At 46.7% G+C, this 23855-nt stretch carries 21 protein-coding genes and 1 pseudogene; 1 reads left to right on the top strand and 21 read right to left on the bottom strand.

Going from position 1 to position 23855, the window contains the following annotated elements; translation table 11 throughout:
- The 16 genes and pseudogenes from B5D48_RS07800 to B5D48_RS07725 form a co-directional block, all read right to left on the bottom strand.
- Nucleotides 1–588 (bottom strand): annotated as a pseudogene (locus B5D48_RS07800) (transposase); the annotation flags it as partial.
- Between the two features lie 428 nt (nt 589–1016).
- Nucleotides 1017–2414, bottom strand: a complete 1398-nt coding sequence (locus tag B5D48_RS07795; RefSeq protein WP_023937208.1) for a metallophosphoesterase family protein — start codon at nt 2412–2414, stop codon at nt 1017–1019.
- A gap of 41 nt (nt 2415–2455) precedes the next feature.
- On the bottom strand, nt 2456–4129 hold the full coding sequence (locus B5D48_RS07790) for a diphosphate--fructose-6-phosphate 1-phosphotransferase (protein ID WP_023937210.1): 1674 nt from the start codon (nt 4127–4129) through the stop codon (nt 2456–2458).
- Between the two features lie 16 nt (nt 4130–4145).
- Nucleotides 4146–4718 carry a guanylate kinase gene (gene gmk, locus B5D48_RS07785; RefSeq protein WP_036888373.1) on the bottom strand — a complete coding sequence of 191 codons (573 nt, stop codon included), beginning with the start codon at nt 4716–4718 and terminating at the stop codon, nt 4146–4148.
- Nucleotides 4719–4746: 28 nt separating this feature from the next.
- The gene (locus B5D48_RS07780) at nt 4747–5727 is read right to left on the bottom strand and encodes a GNAT family N-acetyltransferase (protein ID WP_023937214.1); all 981 of its coding nucleotides are present in this window, start codon (nt 5725–5727) and stop codon (nt 4747–4749) included.
- 24 nt (nt 5728–5751) lie between these two features.
- Entirely contained in the window at nt 5752–6801 is a 1050-nt protein-coding gene (gene recA / locus B5D48_RS07775; protein WP_023937215.1) for a recombinase RecA, read from the bottom strand.
- Nucleotides 6802–6837: 36 nt separating this feature from the next.
- Nucleotides 6838–7293, bottom strand: coding sequence for a peroxiredoxin (locus B5D48_RS07770; RefSeq protein ID WP_023937216.1), 456 nt, complete (start codon nt 7291–7293; stop codon nt 6838–6840).
- Between the two features lie 23 nt (nt 7294–7316).
- Nucleotides 7317–8192, bottom strand: a complete 876-nt coding sequence (locus B5D48_RS07765; protein ID WP_023937217.1) for a carbon-nitrogen hydrolase — start codon at nt 8190–8192, stop codon at nt 7317–7319.
- A 50-nt stretch (nt 8193–8242) separates the two neighbouring features.
- Entirely contained in the window at nt 8243–9322 is a 1080-nt protein-coding gene (locus tag B5D48_RS07760; protein WP_023937218.1) for an agmatine deiminase family protein, read from the bottom strand.
- Nucleotides 9319–9948 carry a nicotinate (nicotinamide) nucleotide adenylyltransferase gene (gene nadD, locus B5D48_RS07755; protein WP_023937219.1) on the bottom strand — a complete coding sequence of 210 codons (630 nt, stop codon included), beginning with the start codon at nt 9946–9948 and terminating at the stop codon, nt 9319–9321. The genes B5D48_RS07760 and nadD overlap by 4 nt, the downstream gene beginning before the upstream one ends.
- Nucleotides 9941–11131 carry a nicotinate phosphoribosyltransferase gene (pncB, locus tag B5D48_RS07750; RefSeq protein ID WP_023937220.1) on the bottom strand — a complete coding sequence of 397 codons (1191 nt, stop codon included), beginning with the start codon at nt 11129–11131 and terminating at the stop codon, nt 9941–9943. The genes nadD and pncB overlap by 8 nt, the downstream gene beginning before the upstream one ends.
- A 41-nt stretch (nt 11132–11172) precedes the next feature.
- Complete coding sequence (locus B5D48_RS07745) at nt 11173–12630, bottom strand: hypothetical protein (RefSeq protein ID WP_036888367.1); 1458 nt, start codon at nt 12628–12630, stop codon at nt 11173–11175.
- A gap of 315 nt (nt 12631–12945) precedes the next feature.
- Nucleotides 12946–13758: a hypothetical protein gene (locus tag B5D48_RS07740; protein ID WP_143742828.1), complete on the bottom strand. Its 813-nt coding sequence runs from the start codon at nt 13756–13758 to the stop codon at nt 12946–12948.
- A 210-nt stretch (nt 13759–13968) separates the two neighbouring features.
- Nucleotides 13969–14646 (bottom strand): class I SAM-dependent methyltransferase, encoded by a 678-nt coding sequence (locus B5D48_RS07735; RefSeq protein WP_023937224.1) that lies wholly within the window; start codon nt 14644–14646, stop codon nt 13969–13971.
- Between the two features lie 483 nt (nt 14647–15129).
- On the bottom strand, nt 15130–15591 hold the full coding sequence (gene ybeY / locus B5D48_RS07730) for an rRNA maturation RNase YbeY (RefSeq protein ID WP_023937226.1): 462 nt from the start codon (nt 15589–15591) through the stop codon (nt 15130–15132).
- Nucleotides 15592–15614: 23 nt separating this feature from the next.
- Nucleotides 15615–16856 (bottom strand): nucleoside recognition domain-containing protein, encoded by a 1242-nt coding sequence (locus B5D48_RS07725; protein WP_023937227.1) that lies wholly within the window; start codon nt 16854–16856, stop codon nt 15615–15617.
- A gap of 71 nt (nt 16857–16927) precedes the next feature.
- Here B5D48_RS07725 and B5D48_RS07720 point away from each other — a divergent pair, with 71 nt between their 5' ends.
- Nucleotides 16928–18052 carry a TlpA family protein disulfide reductase gene (locus B5D48_RS07720; protein WP_023937228.1) on the top strand — a complete coding sequence of 375 codons (1125 nt, stop codon included), beginning with the start codon at nt 16928–16930 and terminating at the stop codon, nt 18050–18052.
- Nucleotides 18053–18215: 163 nt separating this feature from the next.
- Here the strand turns inward: B5D48_RS07720 and B5D48_RS07715 are convergent, their stop codons facing one another.
- The 5 genes from B5D48_RS07715 to pyrF are packed head-to-tail and all read right to left on the bottom strand — an operon-like array spanning nt 18216 to nt 23847.
- A complete protein-coding gene (locus B5D48_RS07715; RefSeq protein WP_023937230.1) occupies nt 18216–19739 on the bottom strand; it encodes a bifunctional ADP-dependent NAD(P)H-hydrate dehydratase/NAD(P)H-hydrate epimerase in 1524 nt (507 codons plus the stop codon).
- 13 nt (nt 19740–19752) lie between these two features.
- Nucleotides 19753–20544, bottom strand: a complete 792-nt coding sequence (lpxA, locus tag B5D48_RS07710; RefSeq protein ID WP_023937231.1) for an acyl-ACP--UDP-N-acetylglucosamine O-acyltransferase — start codon at nt 20542–20544, stop codon at nt 19753–19755.
- A 14-nt stretch (nt 20545–20558) separates the two neighbouring features.
- Complete coding sequence (locus tag B5D48_RS07705; RefSeq protein WP_111759375.1) at nt 20559–21950, bottom strand: bifunctional UDP-3-O-[3-hydroxymyristoyl] N-acetylglucosamine deacetylase/3-hydroxyacyl-ACP dehydratase; 1392 nt, start codon at nt 21948–21950, stop codon at nt 20559–20561.
- Nucleotides 21950–22990, bottom strand: a complete 1041-nt coding sequence (gene lpxD / locus B5D48_RS07700; protein WP_042120229.1) for a UDP-3-O-(3-hydroxymyristoyl)glucosamine N-acyltransferase — start codon at nt 22988–22990, stop codon at nt 21950–21952. Before lpxD ends, B5D48_RS07705 begins: the two co-directional genes overlap by 1 nt.
- Before the next feature lie 26 nt (nt 22991–23016).
- A complete protein-coding gene (pyrF, locus tag B5D48_RS07695) occupies nt 23017–23847 on the bottom strand; it encodes an orotidine-5'-phosphate decarboxylase (RefSeq protein ID WP_023937236.1) in 831 nt (276 codons plus the stop codon).
- Between the last annotated feature and the right edge of the window lie 8 nt (nt 23848–23855).

Below are 23855 nucleotides of genomic sequence, written 5' to 3'. Positions count from 1 at the left end.
GCTGACGGACAAGCTGTTTTTGATAATCCTCCTCCGCCTCTTTTTCCTGCTCGCTCCGATTGTCTTCCCTATCGTCTGCGACTTCAATCGTAATGCTTCCATTGGGTTTATATGGCGTCTGCACAAGGCTTGCATCGACAAGCATCCCTTCCCTTATTGAAATGTGATGGAGGGAAAGTTGCTTATTAAACTGCACCAAAAGTTTTTCCATCAGGCCCCCAGTTCGGTCAGTGCCGAACGAAATCGACTGATGGTGCTGTGGTCGGGAGAAACCTCTTCCATTTTCAAGCCCAAGAATCGGGAAAAAGTGATTGAATCATTGATACGCTCCTCCAGAGCACAATCACTGAGGTTATACCATATCTCCAGGAGCAACATCTTGAATAAGAGAATCTCATCATAAGCAGGAGCACCGATGGCATTTTGTCGCTTCGTGTATTTCTTGTTGATCAGCGTCCGAATCGGACGCCAATCAATAAGCCTGTCAATCTGATTGAGGAAGTCGTTTTGTGCTTTGCGATAACGCTTTGAAAGGAGTGCGTCTGCAAATGTTACATGCTCATTGGTGTTCTTGGATTGGTATGCCATGGGAAGAATATTATTCTGTTTTCAATACTCACTTATAGGAAACAATTCCCTATTATACAGTGAATTAACAAATAAACACAGGGGAATTGTCGTGCAAAGGTCTCGTTTCAGGGAAATTGATCGGAATAGAAACGATCTCTCCTGATGGCACGGCCTATTTTCAGAATCGGTACTGCAGCTTCAGGAAGCTACATTGTATGCTCTTCTAGCCAGAGTGTTAAGATCGCGATCTGAAAATATTGATCTTGATGCATTAGACAGAGCAAAGCTGGCATGATAATGTCGATGATAACCCAGCATATACAATAGTCTCACATTACCCATCGGAAGCTCTGTAAACAATTACTCCCACAAGGACGAACAACAACGCGAGAGTTGGTTGTTCGTCCTTGTGGGAGTTCCTTTTGCTCTCTCCATAAAAAAGAGACTTAATGTTTGTTCGACAAACGCTTCTTGAGAGCCTCTTGATAAGCTGCCCTCTTTTTTCGTCCCTTTTCGTTGCCTGCGAATTGATCAAACAAGAGATATTCAGGTAAATCAAGCCCCAGCTCCTCAAAGCGAGATGGTACACGACCCTGTCCTTCTGCCTTATCAGGACGAAGAAGTCGGAAATGATCAGTCAGCTGCTGATCTATTGTATAGGTCGAGAAATCAAGGCTACGATCGGTCAGTTCAATCAATGAGTAGAAGGCAGTCCCCGAGCCCAGTCTGTCAAAGATGGGAGAAAAGCCATTTTCGTAGCACTTGCCTGAGAAAGAACTGATCAAGTAGACCGGAGTGGTACTTCTGTAGGCATCCTTATCAGGATGAGTGGTACGTGCATAGGCATGGTCGTGCCCGGCCAAGACCAGATCAACCTTATGTCTCTCCAAAATAGGACGCACCAAGCTATACATGATGGGGTGAGAGCGTGTCCCTCGAACGGGCTTTACCGAATGGTGCATCATGACAATGAGAAAAGGTTGGGAGGCAGACCCCAAGACATCATCGAGCCAAGACAGCTGACGATACAACTCCAAAGGCCTATCCAAATGATTGGAATTGAGAGAGACAATACGGCAATGAGGATGATCGATATAGTACGAGAGACCTTCTTGTCCGGCCGGGCCGTTAAGAGGGTAATTAAACTGAGCTTTCCAGCGTGGGTCTATCTTCTTCCTAAATCCCTTAATAACTTCGTGATTGCCGGGGGTAGCCACAAATCTTCTCTTCATCAGCGTTTCTCCGACTGATCTATAGACAAGATCCCAGTACGAGTTCATCGGTCGCTCAATGAGATCTCCGACTTGTAGATAAAGATCCGTAGAGAGATAGTAACGGCTTATACTATCCAACTTCTTCTTGGCCTCTGCCAGATCTATATCCTGCAAATCACCTAAATACATCAACCTCAAAGTTGAGTCTGGATGTGGGAAAGCAATTGTCAGAGAATCGGTATTACTACAACCATCGGTATAGACCTGTATCTTGTATTCACGCTGGTTATCAAGCCCTTTCAAATGAGCAGAATAAAAGACATCAACCCCTCCACGACTTTCTACACGGGAAGCCATGGCCGGCAGATGTATCTCAGGCATAGAATCTGAAGTATACACAACCCAGGATTTAGCAGGTTCACTACCAGCCCTCCATGAGACTGTGACATCGTGACAAATATCTTGCCCGGGAGTCAAAGTCAGTCTATCTATAGTATCGGAAGGAGTATAGGACACTTCGGGTAGATTGGAAAACCATACCTTCCAGCGAAGAGAGAGAAAAATAACCAATCCTACGAGAAGGATCAGTGGGATAAGGAAGCGTAAGCTCCTCTTTCTTGTAAAATTCATAGACAAATGTTATTGGTCTTTTCGGGAGGAAAGTCAAGAGACTACTCAAAGAAGGGAGTTCCGTCTATTTCCAACCTAAGGGTAAGTGTCGGTTCATCACAAATTTCCCTTGGCCCATAGAAAGCCAAGGGGCCAGGATAAACATAGCAATCCTCTGACTCCCAACGAGAGCGATGCTCAGCAAAGTAAGCAAATGGAGCTCCTTGCAGATCGACTAAAGACTTCCGGATCACGGGCTTAGCCAATCCGGCTCGACGCTCCAAGTGCATCAGACGAGTAAAGGGCACCCCTCCAGCCACACAATGATCAGCCGGGTGTGTCGTGTTAGAAACGGTAGCCATGTATCCAGTCAGCCCCTCGGAAATAAGGGCTACGGCTGTGCGTCCCAAACTGTAGCAGTAATCAGCATCGAAGTTGGAAGGAAAAGAGCAGCGTCCCTCATAGCCAAAAAAGTGTGTAAGGGCAGCAAATTTACCCTGATAACGACCGGCAGCTGCCATTTGAGACAAACGCTCTTTTACCAATTCTACAAGGAGGACCTCCGTCTCTATCTTGGAAACCTGTACGTTGCCGTGCGGATCGCGATCTTCCAACAGCTGTAGAGCCACATACTGAGGCAAAGAGAGTAACAAAGAGGCATTCTCGGGCTTAAGATGCTCAGCAACAAAAGCAGTCCGTTCCAAACGAGCCAACCGCTTGATATGATCGGATTCGGGCCTGGAGAGATAGTCATTCAGCTCATCTATCAAACGACGGAAAGAAGGGAGAAACTCCAAAATTCCCTCTGGGATCAATGCAATACCATACATTAGACCTCGCTCAGCTCGTTTGGCAATCACTTCGGCTATGTATTCAACCAGATCTGCAATACGCCAATCTTTAGCCTTGACATCCTCGCTGATAATCGCAATATTGGGTTGACACTTCAATGCACACTCCAGTGTGATATGCGAAGCCGTGCGTCCCATCAATTTGATAAAGTGCCAATATTTCTTAGCCGAGACACAATCTCGCTGAACATTTCCAATCAATTCAGCATAAAGTTTGGTAGCTGTATCAAAGCCGAAGCTGCATTCTATTTCCCTACCTTTTAGGTCTCCATCAATCGTTTTCGGACATCCGATTATCTGCACTCCAGCTTTGATAGAACGATAATATTCTGCCAAAATAGCGGCATTGGTGTTAGAGTCGTCTCCTCCGACAATCACCAAGGCGGATATATCCAAATGTTTCAGGATGAGCAAAGCTGCGTCAAACTGCTCTTTCTTTTCCAGCTTGGTACGGCCAGAGCCGATCATATCGAACCCACCCGCATTTCGATAAGGAGCTATAAGAGCCTCGGTCAGCTCTATATACTTATGATTGATCAAACCATCTGGCCCCATCAGAAAGCCATATAAACGGCTATCTGGATGCAGGGATTTCAAGCCATCAAAAAGCCCACTTATCACATTATGCCCCCCCGGAGCCTGACCTCCGGAAAGCAAAATCCCTACATTCAAAGGTTTTTCTTGTCGGGAAGTCTCTGTCTCCGAATTACGAAGGTATACCCTTGGCATACCACTGGTATGCGGGAACATCATGGCAATGGCTTTCGCTTCGGCATCGGGAGTCGGCACATCGGCTGTACACAATCTCCATGCCCCATTAAGAGCTACAGGGATCTTAGGAGTGTACTGGGAACGAAGTTTCTGCAAAGGGCTGATATCAAACATAAGAGAGACGTTTAATTCAGTTTCGTTGGACAAAAGAACAAACAGCCTGCAAGACCCTTTCGGTGCAAGCATCCAAGTCATCATTAACAACGACCAGATCAAATTCACCGGAGCGAGACATCTCATATTCAGCCTTTGCCAACCGCTCCTCTATTACTTTAGGGCTATCAGTTGCACGGCTCGTGAGTCTTTGACGAAGCGTCTCTATGGAAGGGGGCATCAAGAAAATAGACAAAGCCTTATCGGCATACTGCTCTTTTATATTCATGGCACCGACAACATCTACATCGAAGACGACCGTCTGCCCTTGCGAGAGTCGTCTATCGACCTCTTCTCTCAATGTTCCATAGTAAGTGTCGGTATACACTTCCTCGTACTCCAGAAAGGCATCATGCTCTATACCGGCACGAAAATCTGCCGGCGAAAGAAAATAATACTCCACTCCATGCTGCTCGTCTCCTCTTGGTTTTCGGCTTGTGGCAGAAATGGAGAAGCTCAGATTCAGCTCCGGAGCAAGCCTCATCAGTCGCTTGATTACAGTACTCTTGCCCGTGCCCGAGGGGGCAGCAAAAATTATAAGACTGGACATAAGTATCAGATGATATAAAAAGGATTAGTCAAGGATGGGTGAATAGTTTGCGGCAAAGTCGTTTGCTCAGGGACATTCGTCCTCGACGAATGGCAAAATAAGGAGTCTGAACAGCTCCAAACGAGCGGAAAAAGAATTCCACTCCACGCAACATCGATCCTTCGAAATCGACAGACAGGATACCATTGCGGCTCACCTGTGTACAGATTGCCCGATACAGGCAATAGGCCAATGCATCCTTGCACTCAGTAGTATCCTGCCCTCCGGCTATGTAGTAAGTTCGCGTTCCTCCTCGTACCATAAAGACAGAGGCTACTATCCGACCATCCTTGCTGCAGCAGTATATTTCCCCCATATCTTGCTGTCGCATGGCTTGAGTCAAACTCTCCAATCGATCAGTATAACGGAGTTTTGCTGTTTCAGGAGAACGATCCAGAGAAAGTCTGACCATAGCAATGAGATCACTAAAACTACCGCCCTCTACAAAGCTCAGCCCCGCACGTTCACTCTGACGAAGTTTGCGCCTGAGCAATTGATTTGCTTCCATCTGAAGAGACGAAAGAGGATCAGGAGAGTCCAGCTTCAATATGTAAGTATATCGAGTTGTCTGCTCAAAACCTTTCCAATAAAAGGGGAGCCAGTCGGAAAAGTCCGGTGGAGTATGAAAACTGCAGCAATCTAACTGAGGGAAATGCTCAACCAAAACTTCTATAGCCAAGCGTTTATCAGCAAAGCTCATGGTGGCACGAGGAGAGGGAATAAGTAGTGGCCCCAGATATTGCGTGAATGGAGGTTGTGACAAACAACCTGAAACCGGAGTATAAAAGGGGAACAGTAAGATATGTCCAGAAGAAAAGCTGATTGTCAATGACTGCCACCCTTCTTTTCCACAAACAGCATCAAGCCAAATCGGAGAAAAATAGGGGGCAACAAGTGATGAGGCCGCATGACGATAAACGGCCTCATACTCATAACGTTTGGTTGAGATATGGCAATCGGTTCGGGACATAACGCTTCCTCACAAAAGCTTGAACTAATGTTTACCAGAAGAATGGCTAATAGCCTCGGTTATTTCCAAAGCCAGCTGTTCGGCCAATTCAGGATCGTCTTGCACAGTCTGTTTGGCAGCATCCCGTCCCTGGCCTAATTTCCGCTCTCCATAGCTGAACCAAGAACCACTTTTCTTGATGATATTGTATTCGACACCGAGATCTATGATTTCTCCTGATCGACTGATCCCCTCACCAAACATAATATCAAACTCAGCTCTGCGGAAAGGAGGCGCAACTTTGTTCTTTACCACCTTTACCTTGGTCAAATAGCCCAAAACAGTCTCACCATCTTTGATAGCCGTACTTTTGCGTATATCCAGGCGGACTGAGGCATAAAACTTCAGGGCATTTCCTCCGGTCGTTGTCTCCGGATTACCGAACATGACGCCGATCTTCTCTCTCAACTGATTGATGAAAATACAAGTCGTATTAGACTTACTAATTGCTCCTGTCAGTTTACGCAAAGCCTGAGACATCAAACGAGCATGCAAACCGACCCGACTGTCCCCCATATCACCCTCTATTTCCTGCTTGGGAGTAAGAGCAGCAACCGAGTCAATCACCACAATATCGATAGCAGAGGAGCGTATTAATTGCTCTGCTATCTCCAAGGCCTGCTCTCCATTGTCAGGCTGGGCAATCCAAAGATTTTCCACATCTACTCCCAAAGCTTCGGCGTAACTGCGATCAAAAGCATGCTCAGCATCTATGATAGCAGCCAAACCTCCTTGCTTCTGCGTTTCGGCAATGGCATGAATAGCCAAAGTTGTCTTACCCGAAGACTCTGGTCCGAATATCTCTATAATTCGTCCTCTGGGATAACCACCCACCCCCAAGGCCAGATCCAAACCAATCGAACCGGTAGGTATCACCCCTACATCTTCGATACTCTCGTCTCCGAGCTTCATGATAGCTCCTTTGCCATGGGCTCTCTCTATTTTTTCCATGGCCAGCCTCAAAGCTTTAAGCTTATTCTCGTCCGGCTGTACCCGCCCTTCCTGCTGTGGCGATTGCTGTGTATCTTTCTCCATAATCTTGTATCTCGAATTAGTTATGTCGGGAAATTCTTACTCCTTACCAACTATCTGATTGGCATGATTCTTTGTATCAACCTGTTTGCCTCGTATAATACGCTCCACTCGCCTATCTGTGCCGATGACAAAAGTAGTACGTTCGGTACCCATATATTTGCGACCATACATACTCTTCTCTTTCCATACACCAAAAGAGCGGTTCAGTTCGGTACTTTCATCGGCAACAAGAGGGAAAGGCAACTCATGTTTCTGTCGGAAGTTGCGATGACTCTTCTGAGAATCTTTGCTAACACCTATCACCTGATAACCGGCATCCAACAAATCGGGATAACCATCCCTGAGACTACAAGCCTGAGCGGTGCAGCCTGAAGTATCATCCTTGGGATAGAAATACAAAGCAATCTTGCGCCCGGGAAAATCCGAACATCGCACTTGCTTACCATCCTGATCTAAGCCCAAAAGGTCAGGTACCAAATCTCCTATTTCCATATTCTACCGATTGTAAGAGTTGTTCATCTATCTAAAAACCTGCGACTGAGTCCATCAAAAGCATCGATACGCCTATCTCGAAAAAAAGGCCACCAACGGCGCACCTCTTCACAGCGAGCAAGATCGATCTCCACAACCTCCAGTGTGGCCTCCTGTCCCAGATCGGCTAATAATTCTCCCTGTGGGCCAGCCACAAAACTACTACCCCAAAAAGTAATCCCTCCAGTAGATCCGGATGGGTCTGCTTCATATCCGACTCTATTAACTGTAATCACAGGCAAACCATTGGCCACAGCATGCCCACGCTGCACCAGTCGCCAGGCTTCTCGCTGTCGGCTCTGTTCTTCTGCCGTATCACTACTTTCGTAGCCAATGGCAGTGGGGTAAATAAGGAGCTGTGCCCCACGCATAGCCATGAGCCGTGCTGCCTCAGGGTACCACTGATCCCAGCACACCAACACTCCCAACCTACCAACAGAAGTATCAATAGGTTCAAAACCCAAATCACCGGGGGTGAAATAGAATTTCTCGTAGTAGGCCGGATCATCCGGTATGTGCATTTTGCGATATTTCCCAGCTATACGACCATCACGTTCGATCACCACAGCTGTATTATGGTAGAGGCCAGCCGCCCTACGCTCGAAGAGAGAGAGCACAAGCACAAGATCCAGTTCTCTGGCCAGAGCTCCGTAAAGCTCCGTAGAAGGGCCAGGTATTGTCTCGGCCTGATCGAATAGCTCTACATCTTCTGTCTGACAGAAGTACAACCCATTGTGCAACTCCTGCAGCACAACCAAGTCTGCACCTCGAGCTTTAGCTTCTCGAATGGCAGCAATGAGACGTTCCGTATTATTCTGTTGGTCAGCCGTATTGGCCTGCTGTATCAATCCTACTTTCATAAATGTCCTAAATCTATCAAGCTCCAACGCACAAGGTAAACAAAAAAGGCTCAAAGAGCCTTAACCACAGCTGGCAAATCCTGCCGGAGCAAACCAACTGGGAATTGCATTGTGACACAATGCAAACTGCCATGCTGACGAATCAGAGTCCTACAATCAACTCCAATCAGTTCCTTACCCGGGAAACAAAGACGAAGAGTGGCCTCGGCTTCTCTATCTCTCTCCGAAGCGTAAGTCGGATAGAGTACAGCATCATTCATGATAAGGAAATTGGCATAAGTGGCCGGCAGACGGCACCCGCCTCTATCATAAATAGGCTCTGCCATTGGCAGTGGGATCAGACGATAGCCATAGGGAAGCAACCCAGACAATTCTTCTTGCATCTTGCTCAAATCAGCATAATGGCTATCGGCCTCGTCAGGAGGAGCGACATAGGCAATCGTCTTTTCATCGCAAAACCTCGCCAAAGTATCTATATGACCATCTGTGTCATCTCCTTCCAAAGCTCCATACTCCAGCACAAACAGTTTTTCGGCTCCCAAAGATTTTGCCACCTCTGCAGCTATCTCTTCTGCTCGCATCTGTGGGTTACGATTCGGCTCGAAGAGGCAAGAAGCTGTTGTAAGGATATGTCTGCGTCCATCAGTCTCTATAGCCCCTCCTTCCAGGAAAAAGTTCAGCTTCGTAGACATAGAAACATTGTCTTCCCAGAGAAAGGGAATAGAAGCGAGCCGCCGGCAAATCATGTTGTCATGGCAAGCAGCGAATTTCATCCCCCATGCGTTAAAACCGAAATCGACCAGGGACATCCGGCCTCTTTCATCCGAGAGCGAGAGGGGCCCGAAATCTCTGGCCCAAGTATCGTTAGTAGGCATCTCCACCACACACAATCCCTTCCCCAAATAAAGAGTCAAAGAAGGTGGCAGCTCTTCTACATTGGGGCAAACAAGCAGAAGTCGCTCTCGACTCAATATGGCCAAAGCAAGTTTCTCAAAGCAAGATCGAACCTCTTCCAGCATGTACTTCCAATCACTTTCTTCGTGTGGCCAGGAAAGCAATACAGCATCCTGGTTACTCCACTCAGGCAAAAGAGTAGATACTATTCGTTGCGAGTAGGAATAAACTTTCATACTTCTGTATTTGAGCGATTATCTCTGTGCAAAGCCTCCAACAAAGACCAATTCTGAGGTTTTGGAAGCCAATACCTATAATCTTTTCCCAAGAGGAAAGCCGAGCGAATGATTGATGAGGAAATCTCCAACAGGGGAGCATGAGCAAGGTAAATACTTCCATTGGATAAAGAAGAAGGCTCCACCTCCACAGATGGTCTGGGATAGACAATAAGTGGCCACCCAAGGAGGATACGACTATGCGCATACCAACGATCAAAATTCAACCAGTTATCCGCCCCTATCACCAAAAAGAATTGACAATCCTGGTGCAAGACAGACAAGGCCTGCAATGCCAAGATCGTGTAGTGAGGCGATGGAAGTTTCTGCTCTATTGTATTGAGACGAAAGCGGGCATCTCCATCTATTGTCTCGACAATCATCCGACAACGCAAATCATAGGGCAAGAGTTCGTCTGAGGTCTTCAACGGATTCATCGGGCTGGGCAAAAGCCAAACCTCCTCCAGTCCGGCCTCCTCCAACACGTAATTGGCAATAGCCATATGTCCTATGTGTATGGGGTTAAATGAGCCGAAGAAAAGGCCTATCAGACGCTTCTGTCCGGAAGAAGCAACAGTTCTATTCATGGATATTTCTAATATCGAGAGTGCGCATGGCTAGCTCCAACTCTGCCGGGTCTCCGGTGTGTTTGCCTGCTACATCGCTCAATTTCACACACTGATGCCAATCTTCTTTTCGTGTCATTTTGCATCGCCACAGTTTCATTACGATATTAACCGGCTTCACGCCATTGCCCACATCATTAGAGAAATTAGTACCAATACCAAACCGTACACCAATACGCCCTCTACAAGCCTGTTGTATGCGGATAGCTTTCTCCACATTGAGCGAATCCGAGAAAATGATATACTTGATCAAAGGATCAACCCTCAATTCTTGATAACGATAAATAACCTTGTCTATGAAAAGTAGCGGGTCACCACTGTCATGTCGAAGACTCGTATAGAGCATTGCGTGCTTCTTGCTAAAGTTTCGCAAAAAAACATCCGTAGTATAGGTATCGGTAAGAACCGTCCCCAAATCTCCGTCATAAACATCTATCCAATGCTCCATAGCCATATAATTGGCCATCTTGTAGCCATAAATAGCTCCATGAAACTGCACCCATTCGTGCGGATGCGTACCGCTGACCTTCAAGCCATGCTTCATTGCCAGATATACGTTGCTTGTTCCGAAAAGACTGCTTCCGGAGTATTCTTTGAGCAAAGCCGTGACACGATCCTCCATCTCATAGCTGAAACGCCTGCGCATACCGAACATGGAGTAGACCACTTCATGCTCCTTGAGAGTACGGGCCTTCTCTGTGGCAACACGCTCGGCATAAGCCAAATCGGGCTGACAATCAGTAACCCGATAGTACAACTCACTCACGATAGCCAAAATAGGAGTTTCCCACAGGGTAACTCGATAGAGCAAACCCTCAGCCCATATATGCAGATGCCCATCGGGGGTCTGCTCTATATGTACCTCTCGAGAATCGAAACGGAAACCTCGCAAAAAATCTATGTAAGTTGGTGGTAAATAGGGTAATTCATGCTCCAAAAAGCTTGCTTCTTCTTCTGTAAGCCTGAGTTGCTCCATTGCCTGAATCTCTTGCCTGAGCAATTGGTCAAAACCGGGAGGATAGACAAGCAAATCCCGATCGATAAAACGAAATGCGCCCATAGCACGAGGGAAAAGTTTGGAGTAGGCATAGCTGGTCGTAAACTTGTACAGATCGGTATCCAGAATACTTTTAATAATAGCCATAATCGGGTTGCTAAGGTAAAATTGAGGGAAGAGAAGACAGGTCAATCAAGTACGAGCACCGCAGATCTGCCAGCAGGCAGGTCCAGAGCATGAGCGTAAATAGCCATATCATCCAAGCGGTCATGATACATCCGAGAAATCCACACAACATAATCTTCCGGGCGAATGCGAGCAATGAGTTCATTGCTTTCGCGACAGGAAGGTAACCAGAACAAGCGCAAACAGGGCTTACCGGGGTTTTCCGAATCAGGCATTTGCTGCGAATCCGTCCACTCCGAAGATAAACAACAGACTTCTATACCATACTTACGTAGAGCCTCGGCCAAACGCTCCCCAGCATGAGCTGCGTCTACACCCATAGACAGAGGACTAACCCAGACTGTTCGCAACTGTGGTAAAGGCTCTAATTTCCTCCAGAGCATCAAAGCCATACGCTCCCATTCTTGGGGATTTTGCTTGCGTTTTTTGCGAGGCAAACAGCCCAAATAGTCAGCAGACAGAGTGGAGGGGGCTTCAGGCAAAGAAATCAGCTGATTACGCAGCACCATGCGGTAATAAATCCAAAGAGTCGGTATCACAAAGGCAAGCACAAGGAAAAGGAACACAAAATATAGACTTGTATCGGATTCAACCACTGCCGGGGTAGCATAATCGAGAACTTCAGCTGGCTCACAATTACGCAACTCTGCCAGACTAACCTCGGCCTCAGCCGAGAACTCCTCCAAGCGGTTACGCATAGAAGAAGTCAGTTTCTTGTCCGGGTCGGCAAGTATTCCTTCGATGTGTTTCTTCGTTCTTTCCAATTCGGTTGTTGCATCGGCTAACATTCGTTCTACAGAAACAGCGATCAACTCATTCAAGATGCCTATCATCTGCATCTCAGGCTTGTTGCCCTTGAGGGAGACTCCCACCAAGCCATCGTAACTGGAGGCCTCCAGCTCGGCATTCAGTATCCGAGTTTCCTGTTCCGGGTCGGTGTACAACACATCAAAATCGTCTTCGTATGGCTTATCCACAAAAAGGCGTGCCATATTCTTACTTAAAAAAAGCTTACCAATGGGTGTATCGGTTAAACAATCAAAGGGTAAGAAAGAGGTTCCGGGATATTTCCGATCATCGATTTGGAAATTGCTCAACTGCAAACCATTGGACTTTTGCTTAGCAGAACAACGAACATAGTTGCCCGGCTCTGGCTCCACAAACTGAATATCAAATGGGATATGACCATATAGGTCTCTGTTTTTGAAAAACTTGCGATAGGAGCAAGTCACCATTGCATTACTTCTCTTGATTGCCTCATGGAGAGAGGAGGTGGCATTCAAGTAACCGAAAAGAGCCTGCCCCGATAAAGCTGAAAAAGCACTCAGAGGTGGGTAATAATCCCCCCCCCACAATGAAACATTGGAAAGACGACTACCCTCGTCGGCCTTACTCCTCAAACTCAAATAGTACTTACGAGTTACTGGAGGACGATGCTGCAACAGCAAAAAAAGAAGCATCGACACTAAGCAAATCGACAATACATAGTATGGCCATTTACTCAAAAGAAGCCTTAGAAAAGAAAGGCTCGCAGCATAACGAGAATGACCAACAACAGATTGGGATTTCGGACTGAAATTATTACTCATGATATCCAACGTATATATGACACGAAGGTACTCAAATCAAAAATTCGGAAGAGATCGCACTCAATAACAACAATACTCTCCTCTCGGTGTATCGCCCAGATGCCCTTGTCTTCCTTCTCCGGACAAGAGCAAAATGTCCTTCTAATTCAGAAATTTCACAAAAAAGAAAGCTGAAGCCACGACAAATCATGGGAGAGAGACTTTGAATACTTGCTCTCCGACTTGTAGTAAACAGATATGGTTCAAAACATCCACACCAAGCCTCGCACATCCTCGCGCATCGATCTGAGTAGAACTAAGCATATGCCCATCGAAAGAAAAGAGACGAACAATGGAACCAGATATTGCAGCTGAAATCACAATCTCATCAGTCACCATATCATAGGAAATAACAGGACAACCTTCCGGCTCAAGAGATAAAGATTCAGGGAAGCTACCCGGGTAGTCCTCCACAACAATTCCATTAAAAGCCTTTGTCCTCCAGCCTCGACTTTGGGCAATGGCAACATCACTCGTAAGACAAATATTTTTTTCCTGATCGCTGTGGATATTGAAGACATAGCAATCTCCCTTGCGACTTTCCCGAATTGGCAAACTCTTAATCATGGAAGTCATATGCTCCCCTTGGATATTATTGGTATCACAGACAAGCAATTCGAGCAGCCTGTTCTGCGAAAGATTCAAGGAAGATATTCTGTTATATGAACAGTTGAAGGAAACCAATGCTTTGTTCTTTGTCAGATCGATCTCTGCAAGTTGATTGGAAGAACAACTGATCTCTTTCAATGTTTGACAACCAGATATATCGAGCGTCTGCAACATATTTTCACGGCAATTCATCGTGTGAATATCCCCTTTGATCCTTATTGTCTGATCTCTCACAGTAAGGGTAATCCATTTTTTATTTTCCCATTCTCCCTCGGCTCCTTCAAAAGACACAGGGCCAGAAGATTCGATATAGAAATCCAATTGCTCGCCTGCTTTTTTCGCAGTAGTCATAACAATCACATTTTCCGACGATAGATCCTTTTCGGCATAGCTATAAAAAGGGAGCAGGGTCAACAAGGCAAGTATCACAGCCCTATGAAGAGAGAGAAAGAGCTTCATTTTCCTCACAATTAGTTACAAACAAAAGGGAGAAACCCTCTCCCTTCTTCATCCGAAGGCAAAGGTAACAAATCGGGAATTCGTTTTCTGCCATCAGCTCGCCTACAAATCCTCTTTTGGAGGTTTGATGCAACGAAAAATCATAGTAGAACCATGCCCCTCAATCTCCACATTCTTCCCAAAGAGAGAGTGGAGTTTCTCCAAGGCTTCCCTGCGAGTGTAATGAGGTGGCACAAATAATCCTTTTCGATCCAAGACATTGCGAACAAACCAATCTGCAACTGGTCGCTCGCCTTGCACATAGAAACACCCACAAAAAAGACCTCCGACCTTCAAAACCCGATAAATCTCGGCAAATGCTAGATCCTTATCGGGAAAAGCTTGAAAACCACTCATCGATAAAACACAATCGAAACATTCCTCCCCAAAAGGTATTTGACGGACATCGCCCTGCAACAAAGTCAGATTGCTCAGGCTTTCTTTTCGAATACGTTCACTGGCCAATCGAAGCATCTCTTCGGAATAATCCAGCCCGATGATCCGAGCGTTCTGCATACGGAGATACTTCGCATAGGTAAACACAGCAGTACCCACCGGTACATCAAGTATTTCTCCGGAAAAGACGTCTGGTATCATTTCTAATATCCGACGTGCTATTCTATTGTCATCCGTCCTCCAAAGTAAATTCATGTAGAGCCAGGACCACCACTTGCGACCGGTGATCACATCGTCATAATGTTTCATCTTTTTTTGGTAGGCACTTCGGGGTCTTTTTTCCATGGACAGTATCCTTATATCACATTATACCATATTATTAATTAGGAAAATCCTCACAGCTAAGGATCTCCGCATCAGACACCGTGAAGGTAAAACAATATGGAATAGACAGAGGAATATATTGTCCTCGTCCCATCACAAGAGGTTCCTTTCAAACCGATTGGGATCCAAACAACAAGAGCCAAATTTCCCTCTTAGGGTTCTTCAAAAGTTTTCTCAGGGACCTTGGGGAAAGAAGCTCCTAATGAGCACATCGAAAGCACCTAAGCTTTCTTCAAAAAGCACCTAAGCTTTCGGCAAAAAGCAATAAAGCTTTCTTGGAAAAGCTGCTAAGCTTTTGACAGGCTCGTTAGATGCCTCCCGAAAGGGATGCCGAGCAATCGGGAGATCGCTCAATATCTTTTTGCGACAAGCTGAGCATCTCTTTGAGGAAAATTCCAAACAATTCTTTTGAAAATCACGCAAAGGTCTTCTCTCAGACAATAGCTACACCTCCGAAAGCATGCAATCGTATAGGGCCAAAGCTTCGTCTTCCAAGCGGTGCATTTCTCGCTCCTCGTCTTCTGTCTTATCCCCTTGTCCGCAAAGATGCAGAATACCGTGTATCAGAACCCGATGCAACTCCCTTCTATAAGTGCATCCAAATAACTTGGCATTGGACCGAACCGTATCCAGACTTATCAGCATTTGTCCATTGATAGTCTCTCCTATGCTGTCATCAAAAGTGATTATGTCTGTATAGTAATCGTGCCCGAGAAAACGGTTGTTAGCCTCCAAGATCTCTTCATCCGAACAAAATTGGTAACAAATCTCTCCAACTCGACGGCCACGAGAGGCTGCCACACGGATAATCCATTCCTTCAGAAGCCGGCGTTTAAGCGTAGGCATACTGACGTTTCCAGAGAAATACTCTATTCTACACAAGGGGGAAAAATCATTTGTATTCATAAATGCTTTGGATTCGAATTCATTTAGTTCACAGAGGCAAAGAATAGATAAGTAACCAAGATTGCAACGATAGCCCCTATCAAGTCGGCGAAAAGAGAAGCTCCCAGCACATAGCGACTCTTCTTGATTCCTACCGCACCAAGGTAAACGGCTACTACATAGAAAGTCGTATCACTGCAACCCTGTACAGTACAACACAAACGTCCCACAAAACTGTCAGCTCCATATGTCTGCATAGCATCGACCATCAGACCTCTGGCTCCGCTGCCACTGAGAGGCTTCATCAGTATGGTCGGCAAACCGTCTACAAAGCGCGTATCCCAACCAAGCACTTCGGCAAGCCAGCGAATACCCTCGCTTAAATAGTCCATAGCTCCCGAAGCACGGAAGACTCCTATGGCAACCAGAATTGCAACCAAATAGGGAATAATCCCGACTGCCGTATGAAACCCCTCTTTTGCTCCATCTATAAAGGCCTCGTAAACATTGATCCGTGCCTTCCAACCAGAGAAAATAAATAATGTGATAATGGAGAACAGTAACAGAGAAGAGACAGCCGAACTGATCTGGGCAAATTGTTCCTGAGAAAAGTATTTCCACGCAAATAAGACTAACGCTGCCAATGTGACCATAACAAGATAAAGCAGCAATAATGGCCGCTGAAACAGATTGATGCGTTGTTTGAGCCCAATCACCCATATGGCGGTAAGCGTGGAAGCTGCAGTGGCTATGAGAATAGGGATGAATATATCTGTTGGATTGGCAGCTCCGGCTTGCATTCTAAAAGCCATAATGGAGGTAGGAATGAGTGTGAGGCCACTGGCATTGAGTGCCAAAAACATGATCATGGCATCACTGATCTCCTCCTTGCGCTTATTCAGGGTCTGCAATTTCTCCATAGCCTCTATACCCAGAGGAGTGGCAGCATTGTCCAAGCCTAATATATTGGCCGATATATTCATAAAGATATTCCCCATTACCGGATGCCCTTTTGGAACAGAGGGGAATAGGCAACCCAATACAGGAGCTGAAGCTTTGGCTAACTTGTCGATTAGACCAGCTCGCTCGGCTATGCGCATAAGCCCAAGCCACAAAGCCAGCACTCCGGTGAGGTAGAGAGCAATCTCAAAACCATTCTTTGCCTGCACAAAAGTAGCATCGACCATGGTTGAAAAAACGTTCCATTCTCCGCTGAGTACAACTTCCAATAGTCCGAAAGCAAAAGCCAAAAGAAAAAAGGCTATGAATATATAGTTGAGCAACATGGAGACGAAAATACGGAAAATTCTACCTTTGCTTCATCTCAAATCAAACAAAACTCAACACAACCAACACAATGAAACTAAAAAAGCATCTCATCCTACCAGCTACTTTGCTGGCCGTTCTTCTTCCGTCTTGCCAAAGTGGAGGCAAAGGAGAAATCTCGATCAAAATTCCCGACAGTATTGTAGAGAGCAGTCACACTCATCTATACTTCATGGATGTGGCTCTTGATAAAGCAGTGGATAGTCTACCCCTGCCAGCTGATATAGAAGGGCAAGACTACCGAATGCTCAACTATGCCTACAACAGCGACTCCCTCCGTCTGATGAAATGCCGCTTGGGAAAACATTCATTCTCGTTTTTCACGGAAGCGACTTCTCTTTCTGCCACACTGGACAGCTCTGTCTGTGCCACTGGAAGCTCGATGAACAACGAATTTGGCAGCATAGCAAAAGAAATTATCGATCGCACTCGCCAGGCAAAGAACGAAATTGCGGAAATAGCCAACAAAGGAGGCATCCTGCAAGAAGAGTTGATCAGCTTGAAAGAGAAAATTGCAGAACATCTCGAAAAAGACCTGCAAATCATATACAGGCAAAATATAGACAAGCATCTTAATGACCTACTGGGAGCTGTACTGGTATACCAAGGCTCTCGGGTATTGCCGTCGGAAGAGATCAAATCCTACATTGAGCGTGCCGGGGAGAAAATAAAGGAATATCCCTTAATTCGCTCCTGGCTTGAGAGAGCCTCTCGTGAAGAAGCCACTGGTGTGGGGCACACCTATGTGGATGTAGAGGGAGCCTATATAGATAAACCCGATCAAACGGCAAAGCTGAGCGATCTATTGGCAGTGGGACAGTATACGATTGTAGATTTTTGGGCCAGCTGGTGCGGACCTTGCCGACAAGAGGTTGTGAAGCTAAAAGCCCTGTCTGAGAAATATGGAGCCAAAGGCTTGAAAATCGCCGGTGTAGCAATCTGGGATAAACCGGAAGATACCAAGCTCGCCATCGAAAAGTTGGGTATCACTTGGCCGGTAATGCTTGAGAAAGAAAGAGGGACAATAGGCGATATGTATGGTATCGAAGGCATACCGACTCTATTGCTCATCGATGCTAATGGTAAGATACTGGCTCGTGGACATGAAAGCGAACCTATTGCCGAAATGCTGGAAGAGATTTACAAAGACAAGTAAAAGCCGTTGAGCAAAAACTATTCATGTTTTTGCTCAACAAGTTCTACTTCTACAACAGATCCGCCCCTCTGGTACTGCTATGCAGATCGGAGGGGCGGATCTATAACTATATACTTGGAATGTCGAGAACAGCACGGCAGATGTTGTGCTATGCACAAGGTCTCTATTCTTTATAATTCCTGATCTGCTTATAAGCCTGCCCGATATAGGCGATCAAGTCCGAAGCAATGAGGGATTCTGCACTATGCTCAGCCACATAACAATCACCGGCCAAACCATGTAAATAGTTGCCCAACAATGCTGCTGTGCCCGGAGTATAACCGGAAGCCAAAAGACCGAGAATCACACCAAACAATACATCTCCACTACCGGCTGTAGCCATTCCGGGGTTGCCAGTAGAGTTGAAAACAATATGCCCATCTGGCATACAACAAGCAGAAAAAGCACCCTTGAGAATGACATAAGTCTGGTGTCGCATGGCAAAAGCTTGCGCCTGATTGAGTTGCTCATAGCCTGTCTCGCAATAGCAAGTGAGTCGTTGTAGCTCTCCAGGGTGTGGAGTAAGGATACTATTGGGGGGGATAAATGATAGCAAATGTCGGTATTGCCCCAAGAGGTTGATAGCATCGGCATCTATTACCATGGGGTCTCGATATTGCTCCATTAACTTCTGAAGCATCGTTTCTGCTTCGGGGTAGCTTCCCAAGCCAGGGCCGACACCCACGGCAGTCAACCAACTCTCCGGCAAACAGTGAGTGATATAGTCCGGATCCCGATCTTCTCTGCACATAGCCTCCGGTACGGCTGTCTGGGCTATAGCATACCCACACCCGGGTACATGCAAGCTAAGCTTACCTATCCCGGATCGCAAAGCAGCTTTGGCTGCCAAACAGGCTGCGCCCATCATGCCTCTACTCCCGGCCACGATCAAACCATGACCGTATACACCTTTGTGATCGAATCGATGCCGCTCAACAAGGAGCCGGGCTGCATCTTCCGGTCTCATCATCAGGTAGCGACTTCTCATATCGACTTTGGCTCTTTCGCTCAAACCAATATGAGCAACAATAAACTCTCCCACATAAGCTGCCGATTCGGCCAAAAGCATGCAGAGCTTGGGTTGCTCGAAAGTAATCGTCTCTTTGGCTCGAACAATTGCCTGCTCGGCATGCAGCGAATTATCTTCGGCGAACAGTCCTGAAGGAATATCTATGGATACACGAGTTGCATCAAGAGAATTGAGATAGGTTACCAAACGGGCATACCCCCCTGTCAATGGTCGATCCAGACCGGTACCAAACAAACCATCCAACACTACTGCATCTGGCTCGATCTCGGGTGGAGCAAAAGCATCTTTCACCTCCGTAAGTCGATGTAGAGGCATCTCAACAAGCTTTTCGCGATGTACACGACAAGCCTCGGAAAGGCGTAAACTGGGATTGAAAAGGAAGCAATGTACCGCATAACCCTCTGCCAACAGATGTCGGGCAATGGCCAAAGCATCGGCACCATTATTCCCCGGTCCGGCAAAAACATATACCCGTCTGGCAGGCGTATACCGCTGCCTGTAATGCACCACAAATGCTTCGGCAGCACGCTCCACCAAACGGGCATGATCAATCCCCTCCTCTTCCATCGTCCGCCGATCCAGCTCGGCTATCTCCGCAGATGTAAATATGGGGATCATATCGCTCGACTTTCTAATCTATACTCCCACGTACAATACCTCGCTTGGAAGAGCGGATAAAATCAGTGATCAAATTACGTTCAAAGCAGTCAGGCACCTCAGCCTCCACCACCTCCAACGCCTCGGTAATATTCAATCCACGCTGGTAGAGAGTACGATATATATCATTGATACAGAATATCTGCTCGTTGGTAAAGCCTCTACGCCTGAGTCCCACGATATTGATACCACAGTACGCGATAGGATCTCGACCGATAAGGGTATAAGGAGGAATATCCTTACCCACTCTCGAGCCTCCCTGTATCATTACGTGTTTGGATATGCGTGTGAACTGGTGCACCAAGGCTCCTCCGCTGATAATCGCATAGTCGTCAACCTCCACTTCTCCGGCCAACTGGGTGGCATTACCGATGATAATATGGTCTTGTAGTACACAGTCATGTGCCACATGGCTATAAGCCATAAGCATACAATGCTGACCTACAATGGTCGTTCCTCGAGAGGCTGTCCCTCTACTAATAGTAACGCATTCCCTTACCTGAGTATGGTCGCCCACGACAGCAGTAGACTCTTCTCCCACGAATTTGAGATCTTGAGGAATACCAGCTATCACAGCTCCTCCGTGTATTACACAATGCTTACCTATACGAGCACCATCGAGTATCTGTGCGTGTGGCATCACCACCGAGCCCTCTCCTATCTGTACATTTCCTTGTATATAGGCAAAGGGATGTACCGTTACATCATGGGCTATCTCAGCCTTGGGATCCACCCAGGCCAATGGACTAATAGCAGGTTGTGTCATATCGTTTATGAGGATTATTCTGTTGGATTGGTAATGATCTGTGCCATGAACTCAGCCTCGCAAACAAGCTTGTCCCCGACAAATGCCAGACCTCTCATATTGGCGACACCTCGCCTGATCGCATCGAGAAATTTGAGCTTAAAAATGAGGGTATCTCCCGGCACTACTTTTTGCCTGAATTTCACGTTGTTGATCATCATGAAATAAGTGGAATAGGAGCCTTCTTGTGGCATACTATTCAATACCAATAGTCCTCCACACTGCGCCATGGCCTCTACAATCAGTACACCCGGCATGACGGGTTCTTGTGGAAAATGCCCTTGAAAGAAAGGCTCATTGCCGGATACACTCTTGACCCCTACGATGTAGTCTACTCCAGCCTCCATTACCTTATCCACAAGCAGGAAAGGGTAACGGTGAGGCAACAGCTGTTTGATGCGATTGACATCCATCAAGGGTTCTGCATTGGGGTTATAGCTGGGAGATTGAGATTCGTTGTGTTTGATCTCCTTGCGTATCACCCGCGCCATCTTGTTGTTCACAGTATGTCCCGGGCAAACAGCTATAATATGTCCCTTGATCGGTCTGCCAATCAAAGCCAAATCGCCAATCAGATCCAACAACTTGTGGCGAGCCGGCTCATTGGGAACAATCAGAGGCTTGTTGCTCAAATAGCCTAACTCGGAGGCATCCTTTTCCGGAGCATTAACAAGAGCGCGCAGGCTGTCAAACTCGGTTTGCGGCATCTTTTCATCATAGATGACCAAAGCATTGTCCAAATCTCCTCCCTTGATCAGCCCGGCCTCCAGCAACCCTTTTATTTCCCGTACAAAAACAAAAGTGCGGGCGGAGGCTATTTCGGTGGCAAACTCACTCAAAGAGTCGATACGAGCCGATTGATTGGGAAGTACCGATGAATTAAAATTGATTTGCACATCCAGACCAAAAGTTTCGTCCGGCAATAAGATCAATTTGCTATTCCCGTCCGGAAGAGCAAACTCCAATCGTTTCTTTACTACATAGTACTCACGGCGAGCATCCTGCTCTACCAAACCAACCCGCTGTATTTGCTCTATATAAAACTTGGAACTGCCATCCAGAATTGGGAACTCAGGAGCATCGACCTCTATAATACAGTTGTCGATCTCCGATGCATAGAGAGCTGCCATCGCATGCTCTACCGTACTTACCGAAACATCCCCTTTGCTCAGGACAGTCCCTCTATTGGTATTACTCACCAGTTCGGCCAAAGCCGGTATTTCCGGCTTTCCTTCGAGATCCGTGCGACGTATCACATAGCCTGTATATTCGGGTGCCGGAAAGAAAGTGATGTGTATCTCCAATCCGGTATGAAGCCCCTTCCCTTGGAGGCTGAATGGTGCCGCAAGTGTCTTTTGATTGTGTATCATGATTCTTTTGATTTGTCTGCTAATAATTTCTCCAGTTTATCCAATCTGCTATACATATCCGGCAAGCGTCTCAACAAAGCGGCCGAACGCAACATCTCACGAGCCGGCACTGCTGGGGAACCAAGCATCACCGAGTTGTCGGGTATATCCCCCAACACTCCAGTTTGTCCTCCCAAACTCACCTTGTCACCCACCTTGAGGTGCCCGCTTAAACCGACCTGCCCTCCCAACTGGCACCATTGCCCCACATGAGAGGATCCTGCCATACCCACTTGTGCAGCCATCACGGTGTGACTCCCTACACTGCAGTTGTGAGCAATCTGTACCAGGTTATCCAGCTTTACTCCGGCCTCTATCTTGGTGCTACCCATAGCAGCTCTATCGATGCATGTATTGGCTCCGACTTCTACATCATCAGCGATCTCCACAATACCTAACTGAGGTATCTTGTGGTAACCGTCAGTTTGTGGAGCAAAACCAAATCCATCGGCTCCTATCACGGCTCCGGCATGCAAGATGCAACGCTCACCGATACGACAACCATGATACACGACTACGTGTGGATAAAGAATGGATCCGGCTCCGACCTCAACCCCCTCTCCAACATAGGCATGAGGGTATATGCGGCAACCCTTACCAATCTTGCTTCCCCGTCCGACATAGGCAAAAGCTCCCACATGGCAGTCTTCGGGAAGCTCTACCGAGGGATGAACAAACGCCAAAGAGTCGATACCGAACTCAGGCTTGGGCATGGCTGCATCAGCCAATTGCATTAAAGAAGCCAAAGCAGCATAGGCATCGGGTACTCGGATCAGCGTTATTCTCATCAAGGGCTGAGAAGGAGTGAAATCCTGATTAACAAGCACTGCCGAAGCCTTGCAGGTGTAGAGATATGGTTCATACTTAGGATTGGCCAAAAAAGTAAGCCCTCCGGACTTTCCCTCTTCTATCTTGCAGAAATCGGAGAGTTTGACCTCTGGATCACCCTCTACCTTACCTCCCAGCATCCCGGCTATCTGTCCGGCTGTAAATTCCACTTTCATAACAACAGAAGACTAAGAACTTAGATTATCCCCTTGGCGATGAGTGCATCCTCCATCTGATGACGCAGCTTTTCTGCTTCATCGGCGGCACGAGAGGCAAAATGCTCTGTACTGTCGGCATATATGATGCTTCGGGAAGCATTGATTAGCAAACCACAGTCTGCATTCATCCCGTTGGCTACCACCTCATCCAGACTACCCTTCTGTGCCCCTATGCCGGGGACTAACAAGAAACTGTCGGGAACAATTGCTCTTACTCGCTTGAGCATATCGGCCTGAGTAGCTCCCACCACGTACATCAGTTGCTTGGCGTTGTCCCAGGTCTGCGATATACGTAGTACTCGCTCAAAGAGATATTCACCATCAGCCGATTGCATCAACTGAAAATCCTGAGCCCCCTTGTTGCTCGTAAGGGCAAGAAGCACAACCCACTTGTCGGTATACTGCAAGAAAGGGACAATACTGTCCTCTCCCATATAGGGAGAAGCAGTTACGGCATCCACATCCATATGCCTAAAGAAGGATTTGGCATACATATCGCTGGTATTCCCTATATCGCCGCGCTTGGCATCCGCAATAATCAAATGATTGGGATACTGCTCTTTGACATATTCTACTGTTTTGACCAAAGACTGTATTCCAAAGCTACCCATACTCTCATAGAAAGCAAGATTGGGCTTAAAAGCAACACAGGAAGAAGCCGTGGCATCCACGATAGCCTGATTGAAGGCAAAGATCGGATCATCTTCGGAGTGCAAATGCTCCGGTATCTTTTGCAAGTCTGTATCCAGCCCCACACAAAGAAATGAACGTCTCTGCCTGATACTATTGATAAGATCTTCTCGTGTCATATATTATA

It is taken from the genome of Porphyromonas crevioricanis (genome assembly GCF_900167225.1).
Classification (GTDB): Bacteria; Bacteroidota; Bacteroidia; order Bacteroidales; family Porphyromonadaceae; genus Porphyromonas; species Porphyromonas crevioricanis.
This window is presented reverse-complemented; position numbering and strand designations above follow the sequence as displayed.